This is a genomic window from uncultured Paracoccus sp., from assembly GCF_937873615.1.
Lineage (GTDB): Bacteria > Pseudomonadota > Alphaproteobacteria > Rhodobacterales > Rhodobacteraceae > Paracoccus.
The window spans coordinates 1-18739 of record NZ_CALMYP010000051.1 but is presented as its reverse complement, the minus strand read 5'-3'; the positions used below and the strand labels follow the sequence as shown (position 1 = coordinate 18739).

General features: G+C 64.0%; 16 protein-coding genes and 2 tRNA genes. 8 read left to right on the top strand and 10 right to left on the bottom strand.

Annotated elements, in window-relative coordinates:
* Positions 1 to 75: 75 nt before the first annotated feature.
* A tRNA-Ser gene (locus Q0330_RS11665) sits at positions 76 to 165 on the bottom strand.
* Between the two features lie 92 nt (positions 166 to 257).
* On the opposite strand from Q0330_RS11665, the gene Q0330_RS11660 reads away from it, so the two are divergent.
* From Q0330_RS11660 to Q0330_RS11635, 6 genes are all read left to right on the top strand, one after another.
* Positions 258 to 1157, top strand: a complete 900-nt coding sequence (locus Q0330_RS11660) for a hypothetical protein (protein WP_299479135.1) — start codon at positions 258 to 260, stop codon at positions 1155 to 1157.
* Positions 1154 to 2239 (top strand): NUDIX domain-containing protein, encoded by a 1086-nt coding sequence (locus Q0330_RS11655; RefSeq protein WP_299479132.1) that lies wholly within the window; start codon positions 1154 to 1156, stop codon positions 2237 to 2239. The genes Q0330_RS11660 and Q0330_RS11655 overlap by 4 nt, the downstream gene beginning before the upstream one ends.
* A gap of 102 nt (positions 2240 to 2341) precedes the next feature.
* On the top strand, positions 2342 to 3373 hold the full coding sequence (locus Q0330_RS11650) for a cysteine synthase A (RefSeq protein ID WP_299479129.1): 1032 nt from the start codon (positions 2342 to 2344) through the stop codon (positions 3371 to 3373).
* Positions 3370 to 5868 (top strand): DUF3772 domain-containing protein, encoded by a 2499-nt coding sequence (locus tag Q0330_RS11645; RefSeq protein ID WP_299479126.1) that lies wholly within the window; start codon positions 3370 to 3372, stop codon positions 5866 to 5868. The genes Q0330_RS11650 and Q0330_RS11645 overlap by 4 nt, the downstream gene beginning before the upstream one ends.
* Before the next feature lie 130 nt (positions 5869 to 5998).
* A complete protein-coding gene (hmgA, locus tag Q0330_RS11640; protein ID WP_299479123.1) occupies positions 5999 to 7360 on the top strand; it encodes a homogentisate 1,2-dioxygenase in 1362 nt (453 codons plus the stop codon).
* A 64-nt stretch (positions 7361 to 7424) separates the two neighbouring features.
* Positions 7425 to 7500, top strand: a tRNA-Val gene (locus Q0330_RS11635).
* Positions 7501 to 7676: 176 nt separating this feature from the next.
* On the opposite strand, the gene Q0330_RS11630 is transcribed toward Q0330_RS11635, so the two are convergent.
* The 9 genes from Q0330_RS11630 to Q0330_RS11590 all read right to left on the bottom strand — a co-directional run bounded on the left by Q0330_RS11630 (position 7677) and on the right by Q0330_RS11590 (position 16989).
* Complete coding sequence (locus tag Q0330_RS11630; protein WP_299479120.1) at positions 7677 to 8714, bottom strand: tagatose 1,6-diphosphate aldolase; 1038 nt, start codon at positions 8712 to 8714, stop codon at positions 7677 to 7679.
* Positions 8711 to 9631: a PfkB family carbohydrate kinase gene (locus Q0330_RS11625; protein ID WP_299479117.1), complete on the bottom strand. Its 921-nt coding sequence runs from the start codon at positions 9629 to 9631 to the stop codon at positions 8711 to 8713. The genes Q0330_RS11630 and Q0330_RS11625 overlap by 4 nt, the downstream gene beginning before the upstream one ends.
* Positions 9628 to 11085, bottom strand: coding sequence for an NAD-dependent succinate-semialdehyde dehydrogenase (locus Q0330_RS11620; protein WP_299479113.1), 1458 nt, complete (start codon positions 11083 to 11085; stop codon positions 9628 to 9630). Before Q0330_RS11620 ends, Q0330_RS11625 begins: the two co-directional genes overlap by 4 nt.
* The gene (ugpC, locus tag Q0330_RS11615) at positions 11082 to 12167 is read right to left on the bottom strand and encodes a sn-glycerol-3-phosphate ABC transporter ATP-binding protein UgpC (RefSeq protein WP_299479110.1); all 1086 of its coding nucleotides are present in this window, start codon (positions 12165 to 12167) and stop codon (positions 11082 to 11084) included. The genes Q0330_RS11620 and ugpC overlap by 4 nt, the downstream gene beginning before the upstream one ends.
* Positions 12167 to 13168, bottom strand: coding sequence for an alcohol dehydrogenase catalytic domain-containing protein (locus Q0330_RS11610; protein ID WP_299479107.1), 1002 nt, complete (start codon positions 13166 to 13168; stop codon positions 12167 to 12169). The genes ugpC and Q0330_RS11610 overlap by 1 nt, the downstream gene beginning before the upstream one ends.
* 2 nt (positions 13169 to 13170) lie before the next feature.
* On the bottom strand, positions 13171 to 13998 hold the full coding sequence (locus Q0330_RS11605; RefSeq protein WP_299479104.1) for a carbohydrate ABC transporter permease: 828 nt from the start codon (positions 13996 to 13998) through the stop codon (positions 13171 to 13173).
* 1 nt (position 13999) lies between these two features.
* The gene (locus tag Q0330_RS11600; protein ID WP_299479101.1) at positions 14000 to 14869 is read right to left on the bottom strand and encodes a sugar ABC transporter permease; all 870 of its coding nucleotides are present in this window, start codon (positions 14867 to 14869) and stop codon (positions 14000 to 14002) included.
* A gap of 14 nt (positions 14870 to 14883) precedes the next feature.
* A complete protein-coding gene (locus Q0330_RS11595; protein WP_299479098.1) occupies positions 14884 to 15621 on the bottom strand; it encodes an SDR family oxidoreductase in 738 nt (245 codons plus the stop codon).
* Between the two features lie 78 nt (positions 15622 to 15699).
* Positions 15700 to 16989: a sugar ABC transporter substrate-binding protein gene (locus tag Q0330_RS11590; protein ID WP_299479095.1), complete on the bottom strand. Its 1290-nt coding sequence runs from the start codon at positions 16987 to 16989 to the stop codon at positions 15700 to 15702.
* A 155-nt stretch (positions 16990 to 17144) separates the two neighbouring features.
* Here Q0330_RS11590 and Q0330_RS11585 point away from each other — a divergent pair, with 155 nt between their 5' ends.
* Together Q0330_RS11585 and rpsB are read left to right on the top strand one after the other, a co-directional pair.
* Positions 17145 to 18194, top strand: coding sequence for a LacI family DNA-binding transcriptional regulator (locus Q0330_RS11585; protein WP_299479194.1), 1050 nt, complete (start codon positions 17145 to 17147; stop codon positions 18192 to 18194).
* A 306-nt stretch (positions 18195 to 18500) separates the two neighbouring features.
* On the top strand, positions 18501 to 18739 hold a 239-nt coding region (gene rpsB, locus Q0330_RS11580; protein ID WP_299479092.1), incomplete at its 3' end, for a 30S ribosomal protein S2.

Below are 18739 nucleotides of genomic sequence, written 5' to 3'. Positions count from 1 at the left end.
ATCCCCAGGAACAGCGCTAAAGATCAAAGACATGAGAAGATGAAAGCAAAGCAGAGCATTCTTCAGAAGAATGCGTGGCGGAGAGGGTGGGATTCGAACCCACGGAACCCTTGCAGGCTCAACGGTTTTCGAGACCGCCCCGTTCGACCACTCCGGCACCTCTCCGCGCTTTCTGGTGTGGTGGAGGCGCATTTAACCGGCGGGGGGTTGAAGCGCAAGGGGGTTTTCGGCGAAATGCGCCCGTTGTTCTCGGGGAAATGACCATGCGCCATTTCGGCATCTCTGCGCCTGTCATCGGCATTGCTCTGGCAATGGCGTTCGGCATGGTCGCGCGGGCCGATGAGGGCGCGCGGCCATTGGTGCCGACCGAACCCTTGAGCATCGCGCCGCTGGCCGAACAGGTCTTTCAGGCGGGGCTCGGCGAAAGTCGGGCGGCGGCGATCGGGGCCGAATCGCGGCTTTTTGCCGATCGCATGGCGCAGGTCTATCTGGGCGGGCAGGAGGGCGAAAGCTGGCGCCAGGAGGTGGCGCGGATCCACGATCCGGCGCGGGTCTCGGCACTGCTTCTGGCGGCGATCTCGGTCAGGCTGGATCCGGTGCGGGCGGCCGATCCGCGCCTGCTGGCGGCGCTCGGGGCCACGGGTGTCGATGCCGGGCCGGACGGGCAGGGGCTGATCCTGGCCGCGCGGATCGAGTTGGCGCAGCGCGTCGAGCTTGACCTTCTGGTGCAGCGGATGCGTTCGGATGCCGCGCGGGAAGCGCCGGTGCTGGCGGCGATCGACCACATGATCGCGATGCAGGACCCGGTCACGCCGGCCATGGCGCGGGCGATGAACCGGCAGATGGCTTTCGCGGGGGCGTTTGCCGAGGCGGGTGGTTTCGAATTTCCGACCAGCCCGGAGGATACCGCTGCCGATCTGTCGTTGCAGGTGCCGGAATTGCAGCAGGAGGCGGCTTTGCGGATCCGGCTCAACTGGTATGCGGCCTATGCCCCCCTTGGCGCGGCGGCGGTCAATCGCGCCGCCGCGATACGCGCCAGTGCCGAAATGCAGGCATTGCACGGGCTGATCGAGCGGGCCGAGGATGACGTGCTGGAAAAACTCGCGGCCGAGACCGGCCGGGCGGCCGCGCGGCGCATGAAAGGAACCCCATTGTGAACACGACTGACAACGGGGCCGAACTACTGCTGGCCGGACCGCTGGCGGCGCCCGAATTTCTGGATCTGCTGGGGCTGGACGGGCGGGCCGAAACCCTGTCCGGGCGGCTGACGGGCGGCGCGGATGCCGGTATCGGCGGCGCTTGGCCGGCCTGGCAGGCGGGCCGGGGCGAGATCGCGGCGATGCGGGTGCCGGCCAGCGAGGATCTGCGCCGCTATCTGAAGATTGCCGGGCTGGCGCCGGTCATGGCCGACGGCCAGACGGTCTGGGGCCTGGGCGCGGGCGGCGGTGCCGATTGGCGCGCCGAACAGGGCCCGCTTCTGGCGCGGGCCGCCGCCATGCTGCTGTCGCGCGACACCCTGCGCGACGATGCGAGCGCGCATGCCCGGCTGCGCCGCATCGCCGAGATCGCGGCGGTCCGCCTGCGCGTGGCCGCAGAACCCGATCCGGTGGCGCATCTGCCCGCGCCCGATCCGGCGCGGGTCGATATCCAGTCCCGGCGCGAAGCTTACGGGCGCTTCTTCTCGGTCGAGGAGATCGCGCTCAGCCATCGCCGCCACGACGGGGGCTGGTCGCCGGTGCTGGAGCGCGAGGTCTTCATCTCTGCCGATGCAGCGCTGCTTCTGCCCTATGATCCGGTTGCCGATACGGTGCTGCTGATCAGCCAGTTCCGGGTCGGGCCGATGGCGCGCGGCCAGGCGCAATGCTGGATGCTGGAGCCCATCGCCGGGCGCGTCGATGCGGGCGAAAGCCCGGCCGAGGCTGCCCGCCGCGAGGCGGTGGAGGAGGCCGGGCTGACGGTCGGCGGGCTATACCCGCTGCCGCCGCATTACCCGACGCCGGGCGCCAACAGCGAGTTCTTCTATCCCTTCATCGCCGCCGTCGATCTGTCGGGGCGGCAGTCGGGGCAGGGCTTCGGGCTGGCCTCGGAGGGCGAGGATATCGCCACCCATATCATCAGCCGGACGGAACTGCTGGAACTGGCCGAGACCGGGCAGCTGCAATGCGGCCCGCTGATCGGCATGGCGCTGATGCTGGACCGGATGGCACCGCGAATCCGGGCCGATCTGGCGGGAACGTGACCCGTAACGCCGGTTCCGGGCACGATTTCCATGCGCCAAGACTTGCCGCCAAGCCCTGCACTGGTATTGATCGGGGTTAGACGTGACAGGAAAGGTCTCGACATGGACATCCGCCCCGATCTTGCCTCGACGATAGGCAATACCCCGTTGATTCGACTGCGTGGCCCTTCGGAGGCCACCGGTTGCGAAATTCTGGGCAAGGCCGAATTCATGAATCCCGGCCAGTCGGTCAAGGATCGCGCCGCGCTTTACATCATCAAGGATGCGGTGGAGCGGGGCCTGCTGAAACCCGGCGGCACCATTGTCGAGGGCACCGCCGGCAATACCGGCATCGGGCTGGCGCTCGTCGGTGCCTCGATGGGGTTCCGGTCGGTCATCGTCATCCCGGAAACGCAAAGCCAGGAAAAGAAGGACATGATCCGCCTGGCCGGGGCCGAACTGGTGCAGGTGCCGGCCGCGCCTTACAGGAACCCGAACAATTATGTCCGCTATTCGCAACGGCTGGCCGAGGCACTGGCCAAGACCGAGCCGAACGGGGCCATCTGGGCCAACCAGTTCGACAATGTCGCCAACCGGCAGGCGCATCTGGAAACCACCGGCCCCGAGATCTGGGACCAGACCGGGGGCAGGGTCGACGGCTTCATCTGCGCGGTCGGCTCGGGCGGGACGCTGGCCGGCGTCGCCATGGCGCTGCAGCCCATGGGCGTGAAGATCGGTCTTGCCGATCCCGAGGGCGCGGCGCTGCATTCGTTCTATACGACCGGCGAATTCGACAGCCCCGGCAATTCCATCACCGAGGGCATCGGTCAGGGCCGGATCACCGCCAATCTGGAAGGCTTCACCCCCGATTTCAGCTATCGCATCCCCGACAGCGAGGCGCTGGAGGTGCTGTTCAGCCTGGCCGAGGATGAAGGGCTGGTGCTGGGCGGTTCCTCGGGCATCAACGTCGCCGGTGCGATCCGGCTGGCGCGCGATCTGGGTCCGGGCAAGCGCATCGTCACCATCCTGTGCGATTCCGGCAACCGTTATCAGACCAAGCTCTACAACCCGGAATTCCTGCGCGAGAAGGGGCTGCCGGTGCCGAAATGGCTGGATCGGGCACCTGCCGATCTGCCCGAAGTCTTCGAAGCATGAAGCTGATTTATAACATTATTGGCGCCGGTCTTCTGGCGCTGATGCTGCTTGTCTCGCAGGTGGGGGCGCAGGATGCGCCGCAGATCGACTATGCCACCTGGGATACGTTTGCGACCCAGGCGGAAGCGGCGCTTGGCAATCGGGACTCGTCGCTCGAACAGCTCAACTCGGTTCGACAGAATGCGGATCAATGGCGCAGCGAGTTCCGCGATGCTCAGGGCGCAAATGCCCCGGCCATCCAGACGGTCAAGGATCAGATCACCGCGCTGGGCCCCGCCCCGGCGGAGGGCGATACCGAAGCCGAGGATATTGCCGGCAGGCGTGTGGCGCTGAACAAGCAGCTTGCCGATCTGCAGGCACCCGGCATTACCGCCGCCGAGGCGCTGAGCCGGGCCAATTCGATCATCACCCGCGTCGATGAGATCCAGCGCGACCGTGAGGCGCAGGAAATCGCGCGGATGACGCCCTCACCCTTGCTGCCGAGCAGCTGGGTCGCAGCGGCGAAGGATATTCAGGCCGTGTTCAAGGGCATGGGCGATGAACTTCGCAAAGAGGCGTCGTATGACACCCTGCGCGAGAACCTTCTGGAAGTGCTGGCCTATCTGCTGGGGGCGATCGGGCTGCTGACCTATGGGCGGCGTCTTGTCGACCAGTTGCCCTCGCATGTCGGGTCGCGTTCGACGGGCGATGCCAAGGCGATCATCGCCTTCCTGACCTCGCTCGGGCAAATCCTGATCCCGATGGTGGGGGTCTATCTTCTTGTCACGGGGCTGGACAAGGCCGGGCTTTTCGGGCCCTGGACACGGCCGCTGATGATCGCGGTGCCGCTTGGCGCGCTGTCGTTCTGGAGCGGGCGCTGGCTGGTCCGGGTGCTGTTTTCCGCCCAGCCCGTCGCCTATGCGACGCTGACCGTGCCGGCCCATGCGCGGGCCTATGCCCGTATCTACGGGACCGGACTTTCCGTCGCCCTGGCCTGGCATATCGTGCTGTCCTTCGCGATGTTGCCGCTGGCCGGATATGTCCGCGACAGCAATGCGCCACCGCAAATCCCCTATGAGTTCAGTTTGGCAGGCGCCGGGGTGGTGCATTTCGTGCTGCTCGTCATTGGCGGTTTCTTCCTGTTCCAGATGTCGAATATCCTGCGCCGGATGAAGCGCTTCAGCGGCACTGAGACCCCGCCTTACCGCGCCCGGGTGCTGACCATCCTCGGCAAGATATTGCGGATAGCCATTGTGGTTTCGCTGCTGATGGCGGCACTGGGCTATATCAATTTCGCCAATGCGGTTTTCTGGGCGCTTGTCGAAAGCGCGGCGCTGATCGGGCTTCTGATCGTGCTGCAGGATTTCGTTGCCGATGTCTATTCGCTGCTGCGGCGCGGGCGCGATGGCGCGCGGGAATCGCTGGCAGCGCTGGCCCTGGGCTTTCTCATGGTGCTGGTCTCGTTGCCGCTTTTCGCGTTGATCTGGGGCACCACACCGGCACAGCTGATCGAATGGCGGCACCGTTTCCTGGCCGGGATGTCTGTGGGCGGGGTGAATATCTCGCCCGGCGGGATCCTGACCTTCCTGATCGTCTTCATGCTGGGCTATACCGCCACCCGCTGGATCCAGAGGGCGATGCGCGTCTCGGTCCTGCCGCGCACAAGGCTGGATTCCGGGGCGCAGAATGCCATGGTCTCGGGCCTCGGCTATATCGGCGTCTTCCTGGCTGCGGTCTTTGCCATCACCACCGCCGGGATCGACCTGTCGAGCCTCGCCATCGTTGCCGGTGCGCTTTCGGTCGGGATCGGTTTCGGCCTGCAGACCATCGTGCAGAACTTCGTCTCGGGCATCATTCTGCTGATCGAGCGTCCGATCAGCGTCGGCGACTGGGTCGAGGCCGGGGGCCAGCAGGGGATCGTGCAGGATATCTCGGTCCGCTCGACCCGGATACGGACCTTCGACCAGACCGATGTGATCGTTCCGAACAGCGATCTTGTCAGCCAGACGGTGACCAACTGGACGCGGGGCAATTCGCGCGGCCGCATCATCGTCAAGGTCGGCGTGGCTTACGGCAGCGACACCCGCAAGGTCGAGCGTATCCTGCGCGAGATCGCCGAGGATCAGCCCACCGTGCTGATCGACCCGCCGCCCGCCGTGCTGCTGATGAATTTCGGGGCCGACAGCCTGGATTTCGAGGTCCGCTGCGTCCTTGCCGATATTGCCGGCGGCGTCGGCGTCGCCTCGGAGATGCGCCACCAGATCGCGCAGCGTTTCTCGGCCGAGGGGATCGAGATTCCCTTCGCGCAGCGCGATCTCTGGCTGCGCAATCCCGAGACGCTCTTTGCCCGGCCAGCCGCCCGAACAGCCGCCCATAGCGCGCCGAAGCACGGGGAGGCCGAGCCCCCCGAGGCTGCCGGTTCGCATCGGCCGGCCGATATCCGATCTGTCGGGCAGTTGCCAAATGACGGCGACGGTATCGCCGATAATGACGGCGGCGACGGCGACAATTTCTGAACGACCTCAACACCTTGCCGAAAGGGGCCAGCATCCGCCGATGCCGGCCCCTTTTGTCGTTCTGCAAAGCTTGACTTAGTTGCAGTTGCAACTTATTTTGCGACCCATTCGGATAGCAGGAGGATAGGACATGACCATTGATGCGCTGCCGCAGGGGATGATCCGCGCCGCGACGATGAAGGGAACCGCCGCGCATGAGGGTTATATGCCCGGCTTCGGCAACGATTTTGAAACCGAGGCATTGGCGGATGCGCTGCCGCAGGGCATGAACAGCCCGCAGAAGTGCAATTACGGGCTTTACGGCGAGCAGCTGTCCGGCACTGCCTTCACCGCCAACCCGCCCGAGCGGACCTGGTGCTATCGCATCCGGCCCTCGGTCAAGCATTCCAGCCGCTATGCGAAGATCGACGTGCCTTACTGGAAGTCGGCGCCGAACGTGCTGCCCGATGTGACCAGCCTCGGCCAGTATCGCTGGGATCCGGTGCCGCACAGCGATGTTCCGCTGAACTGGATCACCGGGATGCGGACCATGACCACGGCGGGCGACGTGAACACCCAGGTCGGCATGGCGGCGCATATCTATCTGGTTACCGAGTCGATGAAGGACGAATATTTCTTCAGCGCCGACAGCGAGTTGCTGGTGGTTCCTCAGGAAGGCCGGCTGCGCTTCGCGACCGAGCTGGGCATCATCGACCTGGCCCCGCAGGAGATCGCCATCCTGCCGCGCGGCCTCGTCTACCGGGTCGTGGTGCTGGAAGGCCCGGCCCGCGGCTTCGTCTGCGAGAATTACGGCCAGAAGTTCGAACTGCCCGGTCGCGGCCCGATCGGGGCCAATTGCATGGCCAATCCGCGCGATTTCAAGGCCCCGGTGGCGGCCTTCGAGGATCGCGAGGTGCCCTCGACCCTGACCGTCAAATGGTGCGGGCAGTTCCACGAGACGAAGATCGCGCAAAGCCCGCTGGACGTGGTCGCGTGGCACGGGAATTATGCGCCCTACAAATATGATCTTAAAACATATTGTCCGGTCGGCGCGATCCTGTTCGACCACCCGGACCCGTCCATCTTCACGGTGCTGACGGCGCCCTCGGGCGTGCCGGGGACGGCGAATATCGACTTCGTGCTGTTCCGCGAACGCTGGATGGTGATGGAAGATACCTTCCGCCCGCCCTGGTATCACAAGAACATCATGTCCGAGCTGATGGGCAATATCTACGGCCAGTATGACGCCAAGCCGCAGGGCTTCGTTCCGGGCGGAATGTCCTTGCATAACATGATGATACCGCATGGACCTGATAAGCAGGCCTTCGAAGGCGCCAGCAATGCGGCGCTGAAACCCGAGAAGCTGGACAACACCATGTCCTTCATGTTCGAGACCCGCTTCCCACAGCAATTGACCGAATTCGCCGGGAAAGAGGCCCCCTTGCAGGACGATTATATCGACTGCTGGGAAAGCCTGGAAAAGAAGTTCGACGGCACGCCCGGTCGCAAGTGACGCCGAATGCCGCTTGATCCCGCGCCCGCGCCGGTCTAATCCGGCGCGGTGCGCATATATGCGCGGGCGGTTAGCTCAGTTGGTAGAGCGCTTCGTTTACACCGAAGATGTCGGGGGTTCGAGCCCCTCACCGCCCACCATATCGGTCGGTTCGATTGGTCGGTTTCTTTCCGAACATATAGATGAGAACAGGCTGGCACGCCTGCCGCGAGCCGCCAGTCAGTTCCGCATATCCGAACGGAGAGATGACCGGCCCGGTAATCGGCAACCGCATCGCTCCGGCTTGGGCCGAGCGATGCGGAACGCCTGACCGGCGTCAGGCATAGGCACAGCTGAACGCGCCTTCGCGCCCGATGTGGCTGAAGTCGATCTGCGGTTCCCACGGGCGCGCCTCTGCCTTGGTCAGGCGACGCAAGCTTTTCAGGATGTCCATGCCGCTGTCATTCAGGGCATCGAAGACGGCCTGGCGGTCGGGGAAATGGTTCTGAATCGCATCGAGCCAGATCGTCCGCCCGGCCAGAAAGCCCTGCGCGCCAGCGGCGTAGGAGTAGGACAAAACCCGCTCGAACTGCTCGGGGGCCGCGCCGCCAGACAGCAGCACCCATGGGATACCGGCATCTGCGCAGATCTTCCCGACGGTTTCGAACTGCGCGGCGGCGGCACGGGATTCGGCGCTGCCATCGACGGGCGGCAGCGATGCCGCCGGCAGCGGGGTTTCCAGCTTGAACAGGTCGACGCCATATTCGGGCTTGGCGAATTCGCGCACGCTCTCGATCACCAGGTCGGCGCGCTTGTCCGCACTTTCGACGTAATCCGTTGTGTGCTGAGCGCTATCCGGGAACGGATAAACCAGAAGCTCCAGAACATAGGGGATGTCGTGGCGGCGGCAGTCCTCGCCGATGGTGCGCACATAGTCCTTCTGATGCTGAAGCACGTCCTCGGTTGCGTCTGGCCGATACCAAGCCAGCACCTTCACCGCATCGCCGCCCATGCGGCGGATCTTTTCGACGCTCCAATTGTCGATGGAGCGTGACTTGCGGCCGCCTGGGGTATCGGCAAAGCGGTGCTCTTCCAGCGTCACGATCATGCCGGTGCGGGCAGGCAGGATGTCGATGGCGGCGGGCACGGCGAAATTCGGGTCGAGCAGCATCGAGGAGGCCTCGTTCGACAGCGCCTCCACCAGCAAGCGCTTGGCCGCCAGCATGTCACTGAACGCTACGTCTTCCGGTGCAACCCCGCGCGCTTTGCCAATCGCCTGCGTCAGCGGTGGGCGCTGATCCAGCGCCACCATGGTGAAGTATCCGTCCCGATCGGCGAGACGGGCGAGGCCGCGCTGTTTTCCGATGCTAGTCATGTCTTGGGTCTCCATAGGTCCAGTGTCTGTGCGAAATCGGGAATGCCGGCGCGGCCATTGCCATGCGCGCATTTCAGTGCGGCGGCGGCAGAGGCGAAGCCTGCGGCGGCGGCGCTGTCGGCACCGGCGGCGATGGCCATGGCCCAGGCGCCGTGAAAGACGTCACCGGCGCCATTGGTGTCGATGACTGTGACAGAAAAGGCCGGCAGGTGGTGCAAGGCGCCGGATTCGATCCAGTCGATGCCATCGCTACCGCGCGTAACGGCGGCGATGGTGCAGCCGAATTCGGCAACGCGGGCCAGTCCGTCCTTGCCGGCAAATGCCGTCAGCGCCTGTTCCGAGAAAATCGCGTGATCGGTCAACGGCAGAAGCGCTTCGAAGATATCGCGCTCTGCGACATCGGCGTCAAGCACTGTGGGCACGCGCGCCCGGCGCGCCGCCGAGAACAAAGCTGCCGCACCTTCAACCCAACGAGGGTCGGCCAGCACGGCGCCAGCCTGTTCGATCTGTTCCAGGGGAAGCCAGCCCGCATCGACGGGCAGGTTCGCGCCACGGAAATTGACGATGGTTCTTTCGCCCGCCGGATCGACCAGCACGCCAGAGACCGAGGAGCGCGCGCCTTCGAACAGTCGAAACCCGGCTATATCGACGCCTTCATCCGCCAGTTCGCGCTGCATGGCGAGGCCAGCCGCGTCCTGCCCGGCCCGACCCCAGAACCGCGCCCGTCCGCCCAGTCGGGCGATGGCCACAGCGGCGGTTGCGGCCATGCCACCCCCGCCCGAGGCAAAACCCGCTGCCCGGGATTTGCCGGCACTGTCCGGCAGCTGCTCGACCGACCAGATATGGTCCATCGCGGTCAAGCCGAGGCATATTACGGTTGGATCTTTCCGGGTCCATCCCGGCGGCAATGCCGTCATAGCCCGGCGATGCAGAGATATTTCATCTCTACATACTCGTCGATGCCGTGGCGGCTGCCCTCGCGGCCGAGGCCGGATTGCTTGACCCCGCCGAAAGGCGCGGCTTCATTGGCGATCAGGCCGGTATTGATGCCGACCATGCCGCTTTCCAATCGCTCGGCCACGCGGAAGACGCGGGCCAGATCGCGGCTGTAGAAATAGGCGGCCAACCCGAATTCGCTGGCATTGGCCATGGCAATGGCCTCGTCCTCGGTGGCGAAAGGGATGATCGGGGCCAGAGGCGCAAAGGTCTCCTCGCGCGCGACAAGGGCCTCGGGGCTGACATCCGCGATCACGGTCGGTTGGAACCAGGTGCCCCCAAGCGCGTGGCGCTCGCCGCCGGCAATCAGGCGTGCGCCGCGATCCAGCGCGTCGCGCAGATGGGCTTCGACCTTCTCGATGGCAGCCGCGTCGATCAGCGGGCCTTGTTCGACCCCGGCCTCCGCGCCGTTTCCGACCGAGAGCTTGCTGGCCGCGAGGGCGAGGCGTCGGGCGAATTCGTCTGCCACGCCCTTCTGGACATAGATCCGGTTCGCGCAGACGCAGGTCTGGCCGGAATTGCGGAACTTGGCGATCATGGCGCCAGAGACGGCGGCGTCCAAATCGGCATCTTCGAAGACGATGAAGGGCGCGTTGCCGCCCAGTTCCAACGAGAGGCGCTTGATGTCGTCGGCGCTTTCGCGGATCAGCCAGCGACCCACCTCGGTCGAGCCGGTGAAGCTGATCTTGGCGATCGTCGGGCTTTTGCAGAAGATGGTGCCGATCATGCTGGCCTTGCCGGTAACGACCTGGAAGACGCCCGGCGGGATGCCCGCGCGCTCGGCCAGCACCGCCAGTGCCAGCGCCGAAAGCGGGGTTTGCGACGCCGGCTTCACAATGATCGGGCAGCCTGCTGCAAGTGCAGGGCCGGCCTTGCGGGTGATCATGCCATTGGGGAAGTTCCACGGCGTGATTGCCGCGCAGACGCCGATGGGTTGCTTTATCACAAAGACCCGCCGGTCGGCTGAAGGCGCTGGTATCACTTCGCCGTAAACCCGCTTGGCCTCTTCGGCGAACCATTCCAGATAGGCGGCATTGGCCACGATTTCGCCTTTGGCCTCGGCCAGCGGCTTGCCCTGTTCCAGCGTCAGGATCAGTGCGAGATCCTCGGCATTGGCGAGGATCAGATCATACCATTTGCGCAGGAAAGCGCCGCGCTCCTTGGCGGGGCGGGCGGCCCAATCGGTGCGTGCGGCCTCGGCTGCTGCAATGGCCTGTTCGATGGCGGCAGTGTCGAGAGAGGGCACCGTGGCGATTACCGCGCCGGTGGCGGGATCGGTCACGGATATCCCAGCGCCGTCGGTTGCGGGAACCCAGTTGCCGCCCACAAAGGCATCGGCGCGAAACAGGCTGGGATCGTTGAGGGTCAGGGTCATGCGTTTTGCCTAAGTTGAGAATTGATCCGTTCCTCGGTCACGGGATCGAAAAGATGTGCCTTGCCAGCGACCGGCGACAGCCATAGCCGCTGGCCTGCCCGGGGACGCAGGTCGGGCGAGACCCGGGCGATGATTTCCTGTCCGGCAGCGCGGGCATGGACGAGCGTGTCCGAGCCGAGCGGTTCGACAAGGTCGATATCTGCGGCGAGGCCCTGGCCTTCGGCGACAAGTTCGAAATGCTCTGGCCGGATACCGAGAATGACTTCGCCCGTGCCAGAGGCCGCCTCGGCCATCAGCGCGGTCGGCAAACGGCTGTCGTCGGCCAGAACGATCTCGTCGCCCTCGATCCGCGCCGGCAGGAAATTCATCGAAGGTGCACCGATGAAGCTGGCCACGAAGAGGTTGCGCGGGTTCTCGTAGACCTCCTCGGGGCTGCCGACCTGCTGGATGATGCCCGATTTCATCACCACGATCCGGTCGGCCATTGTCATCGCCTCGACCTGATCATGGGTGACGAAGACCATGGTCGTCTTCAGCTTCTTGGACAGCGTCTTGATCTCGGCCCGGACCTGGCCGCGCAGCTTCGCATCGAGATTCGACAAGGGTTCGTCGAACAGGAAGACCTGCGGATCACGCACGATGGCGCGGCCCATGGCGACTCGCTGGCGCTGACCGCCCGACAGGGCCTTGGGACGACGGTCGAGATAGGGGAGGATATCGAGAAGCCGCGCCGCTTCCTCTACCTTTGGCTGGATCTCGGCGGCGGTCATGCCGCGCATCTCTAGCGCGAAGGTCATGTTCTGGCGCACGGTCATATGCGGATAAAGCGCGTAGTCCTGAAACACCATGGCGATGTCGCGCCGTGCGGCCGGGACATCGTTCACCCGTGTCTCTCCGATCATCAGATCGCCGCCGTCGATGGCCTCAAGCCCGGCCAGCACGCGCAGAAGCGTCGATTTTCCGCAGCCCGAGGGACCGACCAGAACGATGAATTCCTCATCCGCGATTTCCAGATTGAGATCGGGGATGACCGTGACGGCGCCGTATTTCTTGACCAGGTTGCGCATGGTGATCGAGGCCATCAGCGGTCTCCTTCGAAGGACAGGACGGGTTTTATGGATTTTCCGGCGGCGAAATCGGCGAATTTCCGGGGCAGATCGGCCAAGGGGAAGGCATCGTCTACCAACCGGGCATAGCGATCACGATTGGCACGCAGCAATTCGACATTCGCGGCGAAATCGCCTTTCGGAAAATAGAAGGTGCGCAGCAGCGCGAAATCCTTGCGACGGAAAACCTTATCCTCGGTGATGGTCCAGGGCGCGGCGTTTTCGCCGACCAGCACGATCACGCCCTTCGGCAGGACCAGATGGATGGCAAGATCGCGCGCGGCATGGTTGCCGGAACATTCGACGATCAGGTCATAGCGTTTGTCATGGCTGCCTACGGGCACGATACTGGCGCCGAAATCGGCAGCGATTGCCGCCCGCGCCGGGTTGGGTTCGGCTACGTCTATATGCACATAGCCCAATGCCTGTGCCGCCAGGACCACGCCCAGCCCGACCGGTCCCGCCCCCGTCACAAGAACCGAGGGCGCTTGCGCCCGCAAGTGCCGTGCCGCCTCGCGCAGGGCATGGGCCGAGGTGCCTATCGTGTCCAGCAGCAGCGGCGCAAGCCGGGCATCTATATCGTCCGGCACTGGCAACAGGCAGTTTTCGGGCACACACAGATATTCGGCATAACCGCCATCGCGGTTCCAGCCGATCAGCGACGATACCGTCAGGCAGCTTTGCGTGTCGCCGGCCTCGCAAGCGGGGCAGGTTCCACAATGAAGCGGGATATAGACCGCACATAGTTGCCCATCCAGCGGGTGGCCGGGCGCCTGAACATGGCCGGCGATTTCATGGCCGGCGACATGCTCGGCCCCGCCATGCCACAGCTTGAAGTCCGACCCGCATAAAGCGGTGGATGCGACACGCAACAGGACCTCTCCCTGTGCCGGGTCAGGGCGCTCCAGGCGGATGATTTCGATCCGGTCGTTACCGCGAAAATCGGCGGCTTCCATCATGGCGATATTCTGCGACATGCTCATCCTTTCACGGCGCCGAGGGTCAGGCCGGAAATCAGCCAGCGCTGCACCACTGCGGCCAGGATCAGGGGCGGTAGCGCGATGATGGTCGCTGCCGCCATCAGCCCGCCCCAATTGGTCGAACCCTCGCCGATGAAGTTGAAGGATGCCGCGATCAGCGTCTTCGACTGCGAATTGCTCAGCACCAGCGAGAAGAGGAAGAAGTTCCACGAGAATACGAAGGCCAGGATCGCCGCCACCGCCAGTCCGGCCGACACCAGCGGCAGCGCGATGCGCCGGAAGATGCGGAAGGGCGAGCAACCATCGACCTGCGCCGCCTCGAAGATCGAGCGCGGGATATTGTCGAAATAGGGCAGCAGAACCCAGGTCACGATTGGCAGGGTGATGACGGCATGGGTCAGGATCAGCGCCCAATAGCTGCCGATCATGTCAACCTGACGGAACATCACATACCAGGGCAGCAGGAACAGCGTCCCCGGCGCCATCCGTGCCATCAGGGCAACCACGGCGGGCCAGGTAATCCGCGTCCAGGAGGCGACAAAGGCCGCGGGCGTGCCAAGCAGCAGCCCCAGCAGGGTCGAGCCCGTGGTGACGATGATCGAGTTCATCGTATAGCGCAGGAAGGGCGTCTGTTCGGTCAGGGTGACGTAATTCTCGACCGTGGGATCGAAGATCAGCGTCGGCGGATAGGCGGTGACTTCGAAGGACGGCTTGAAGGATGACAGGATCATCCAAGCGGTCGGCGTCATGACCAGCACGCCCGCCAGCACCAGCAGCACCACATTAACCCAGTCGAGCAGGCGGGAATCGGATGGTTTCATCGACATCTTACCACTCCACCGCGGCGCGCAGCCGATTGAGGGCGATCACCGCGCCCAGGACGATCACCGACAGCGTCACCATCAGCGCGCTGGCATAGCCCAGACGGAAGAACTCGAACCCGGTGCGGAACCCGTAGATGTTCAGCGTCATCGAGTGGTTCGACGGCCCGCCCTGCGTGGTGATGTAGATCAGGTCGAAGAAGCGCAGCAGATCGACCGAGCGCAGCACCATCGCCGTGACCAGCGTTGGCAGCAGCAGGGGCAGGGTGATACGCCAGAACACCGCCCGTCGAGAGGCGCCGTCGATCTCGGCCGCCTCATAGACGGAGGGGGGCAACGATTGCAGCCCGCCCAGCACGATCAGCGCCACATAGGGCGTCCATTGCCATGTATCGATCATTGCCAGCGTCGGCACCACCCAGACCGGCGAGGCCAGCCAGGCAGAGGCCGGCAGCCCCAGCGATGTCAGAATCCAGTTCGCGGCCCCCAGCGATGGATCGAGGATCACCAGCCACATCATCCCCGCCACCACCGGCGGCATCATGAAGGGCGAGATGAACAGCGACCTCACGATCCCCGGCAGCCGTTTGGCGCGGAACAGCAGCATGGCAAGCCCCGTCCCAAGCACGAGTTGCAGTGCCAGCGACAGGAAATACAGATAGAAGGTGATCCAGATGCCGTTCCAGAATTCGTCATCGCCAACCATCCGCTGATAGTTGCCGATGCCGGAACCGGTGATCTGCCCGGTCGAGGAGTAAAGCTGAAAGCTCATCCAGATCGTATAGATGAAGGGAAAGGCGATCATCCCCACGGTAAAGATCAGCGCCGGCATCGACATTGCCGCCATCTGACCGCGATGTTCGTCATTGACCCTCATGACCTTCCCCTTTCTCAGCCGGCCAGGAAGCCGCCATCGACCGTGGCCACGCTTCCGGTGATGTAGCGGGCGGCAGGCATACACAGATAGGCAACGGTGGCCGAAACCTCTTCGGGCTGGCCCCAGCGGCCCAAGGCGGTGCGGCTGGCGATGCGTTCGTAATGTGCGCGATCCTTGCGCCCTTCGGCATTCAGCGGTGTCTCGATGTAGCCGGGGGCGACCGCGTTGACGCGGATACCGTCATCCGCCCAGGCATGGGCCAGCGACCGTGTCAGCATCACCACCCCGCCTTTCGACGCGCAATAGGCCGGCAGCCGGGGTAGGGCGGCGAAAGCGTTCATCGACGCGATATTGACGATGCTCCCCCGGCTTGCGGCAAGCCGGTCGCGAAAGGCCAGGCAGCAGCGCATGGTGCCGGTCAGGTTGATATCGAGAACCTGCTGGAACACCTCGATCTCGTATTCGGCGTCCCGGCGCAGGATGCCGGCGGCGTTGACCAATGCATCGACATGAGTCACCCCGGCTGCGAAATCGCGAACCATGCCATCGTCGGTCACATCGAGCCGCTCAAGCGTCAGTTCCGAACGCGGATCCTGGCGACAGTTGTGGATTTCGGCATCGGTCGCGCCGGTCGCCGTGACGCTTGCACCCAGATTGAGAAATTCCTCGACAATGGCCGCGCCGATCCCACCGGTTCCGCCGATGACGACGGCATGGAAAGGTTGCGGCAAGCTGAAGGAAGCAGATGACACGGGCGTTCTCGCGATCAGGGACCGTCAGGCCGGACCGGCGGCAAGCGCAGCCGGTCCACAAAGCGTCTTGGGCCGCGATCAGTCGCGGGCGATCAGCTCGTTCAGGGCGGCGTCTGCGGTGGCGCAGGCCTCGTCGACGCTTACCGTCCCAAGCAGCAGATCACCCACCGCCTGGCCGATATACTGGCGCGATTCCGGGTTGGAAATGATCGGATAGCCGATTTCGGACGTGCCGGTATCGGCCAATACGGTCAGTGCTTCCTGCCATTGCTGGCGCACCGGGCTTTCGCTCAGCCAGGCCTTGTATTCATCGGATTCCGCGACTGCGGCACGCGGCGGTGCGATCCCTGCCAGTGCGAACTTGGCCTGCATCTCGGGGCTCGATGCCCATTGCAGGAAATACCAGGCGGCATCCGGGTTGCCGGAATGTGCCGAGATCGCCAGCGACCAGCCGATCACGGTCGGATGCGACCCGCCCGGCCCCGGCGGCAGCGGGATGATGCCGGTATCGTTCATGCGGTCGCCGCCATCCATGATCGGCCCGAATTCGTTCGAGGACTGGAAGGACATTGCCGCCCGACCGGCGCGAAAGAGTGCGGTCAACTGCTGGAAGCTGTAGTTGATGACACCGGGCGGGCCGTATTCCTTCAGCAGATCGGAATAGAGGGTCAGCGCCGACTTGCTTTCATCCGAGCACATCGCAGACTTGCCGTCGACGATATATTGGCCGCCCATGTTATGCAGGAAGCCCGCGAAGGTATAGGGCGTCGCCGCCGCCAGCCCGCGCGACGCGAAAGGCGTAGCATCGGTGCAGTCCTTCAGCTTTGCCGCCACTTCGGGCAGACCTTCCAGCGACGAAGGCGCTTCCAGCCCGCATTCCGCGAAGATATCGGTCCGGTAATAAAGCAGCGGTCCTTCGATGTTCAGCGGAACGCCGGTCACCTTGCCGTCGAAGGTCGCAGCCTCCATCAAGGCGGGGCTGAGGCCGCCCGGATCGTAATCCGCGGCAACATTATCCTTGAGGTAGGGCGCAATATCCGCATACCAGCCGGCGGCCGCGAATTGCATCCCCTCGCGCGATGGCAGGGTCATGAACACGTCGACCTCGTCGCTGCGCGCATTCATCACCGTCATCAGGCGCTGACGCATCTGTTGTTCCTGATAGCCATCGACGACAAGGTCGATGCCGGTCAGTTCCTTGAATTCGCCGGCATGGTCGATCAGCAATTGCCCCAGCGGGTTGCTGTTTGCCAGAAACGTCACCGTTTCGCCCGAATGGGCTTTCCAATCGAATTCCTGCGCGGTAGCGCCCATCGCCAGCGTTGTCACCAAGGCCGTCGTCAGACATGCGAGCTTCATAGGTTTCATGTTCATTTCCCCCTCCCACAACCCTCTCCCCAGGGCGTGTAACCGGTTACATATCATGCCGGAGGAAGCCGTGTCAACGACTTGCTTTCAGCCCGAATGGCCGCGCGCTTGTTCGCGCGGGACATTCCCGGTTAGATGGAGGGGGCGAGGTGAAGATGAATAACGACCGAAATCAGCGAAAGTCAGCGAATAAAAGATCAACAGGCATTCGCGACATTGCCCGTCAGGCGGGGGTTTCGACCGCAACGGTGTCGCGCTTCCTGAACAAGCCGGAAGCCGTCGGCCCGGAATTGCGGACGAAGATCAGCTCTATCATTAAAGAGACCGGTTACATTCCTCATGCATCTGCACGGGCCCTGTCATCGCGGCGCACACGGACGATCGGGGCAATCGTGCCGACAATCGACAACGCCATGTTCGCGCAGGGATTGCAGGCGCTGCAGGGTTACCTCGCGACGAAGGACTATCTGCTGCTGCTGGCAACCAACGAGTATGACGTCGATATCGAGTTGCAACAGGCCCGCAACCTGATTGCGCGTGGCATCGACGCGCTGATCCTTCGCGGCGACGAGCGTCATCCCGATCTGAGGCAGATGCTCAGCACCAACCGAATCCCCTTCGTCAATGTCGGCGTATACGAGCCTACCAAGCCATATCCTTCTGTTGGCGTCGATAACGCTGCCGCAGGGCGCGAGTTGGCGGCCTATATCGCAGGTCTGGGGCATCGAAAGATCGCCGTGGTTGCCGCGCATCAGAGGAACAATGACCGTGCGCAGGCGCGCTTGCGTGGCATCCTGGAGGTCCTGCGCGAACATGACTGTGTTCCGCCGGAGCGCTGGCGGATCGAGGTGGATTATCAATTGGGCGACGCCGCCGATGCGGCACGCGCGCTTTTGCAGGCGGACGACCGGCCGACGGCGATCATCTGCGGCAATGATGTCATTGCCTATGGCGTGGTTTTGGCTGCAATCCGGATGGGCATCCGCGTTCCACAGGATCTGTCCGTCGCGGGCTTCGACGATCTGGAATGGAGCCGCCATCTGATCCCCAGCCTGACGACGATCCACATGCCGACCAACGAAATCTGGGTGCGCGCAGGCCGCTGTCTCGTCGATATCCTGGCCGGGAAGTCGCCGGTTCTTCATCAAAAGATCAACTATTCGCTCGTGGTGCGCGAATCGACGGCGGCGCTGCACCGCGAGTGATGCTCTCGGCTTTGCGGTTGTTGTCGCGCAGGACGGTATTCGGGGACGGCCCAATTATACTCGCTGGACACGGCGTGCCGATTGCGAGCGGGGACAGAAGACGACCTCGGCAATGGCGGCTGATGTCAGCGAAACGCTGCACGATATGGAACAGCTTGTGCCGGGGGGTTGCCAAGGGGGACGAATGCTCCTATGTGCGAGCCACTTCACAGGCAGAGGCGGGCCTTCCGGGGAGACATCCCGGTCAGGTCCACCGGTTGGGGGCAACCCTGAGATCCTCTGCCAAGGCGCAAACCGGAAAAGGATATGGACATGGCGCTTCCCGATTTCTCCATGCGTCAGCTGCTTGAAGCTGGCGTTCACTACGGTCACCAGACGCAGCGCTGGAACCCGCGGATGTCGCAGTACATCTATGGCGACCGCAACGGCATTCACATCATCGACCTGACCCAGACCGTCCCGATGCTGGACCAGGCGCTGAAGGTCATCCGCGACACCGTCGCCAAGGGCGGCCGCGTGCTGTTCGTCGGCACCAAGCGTCAGGC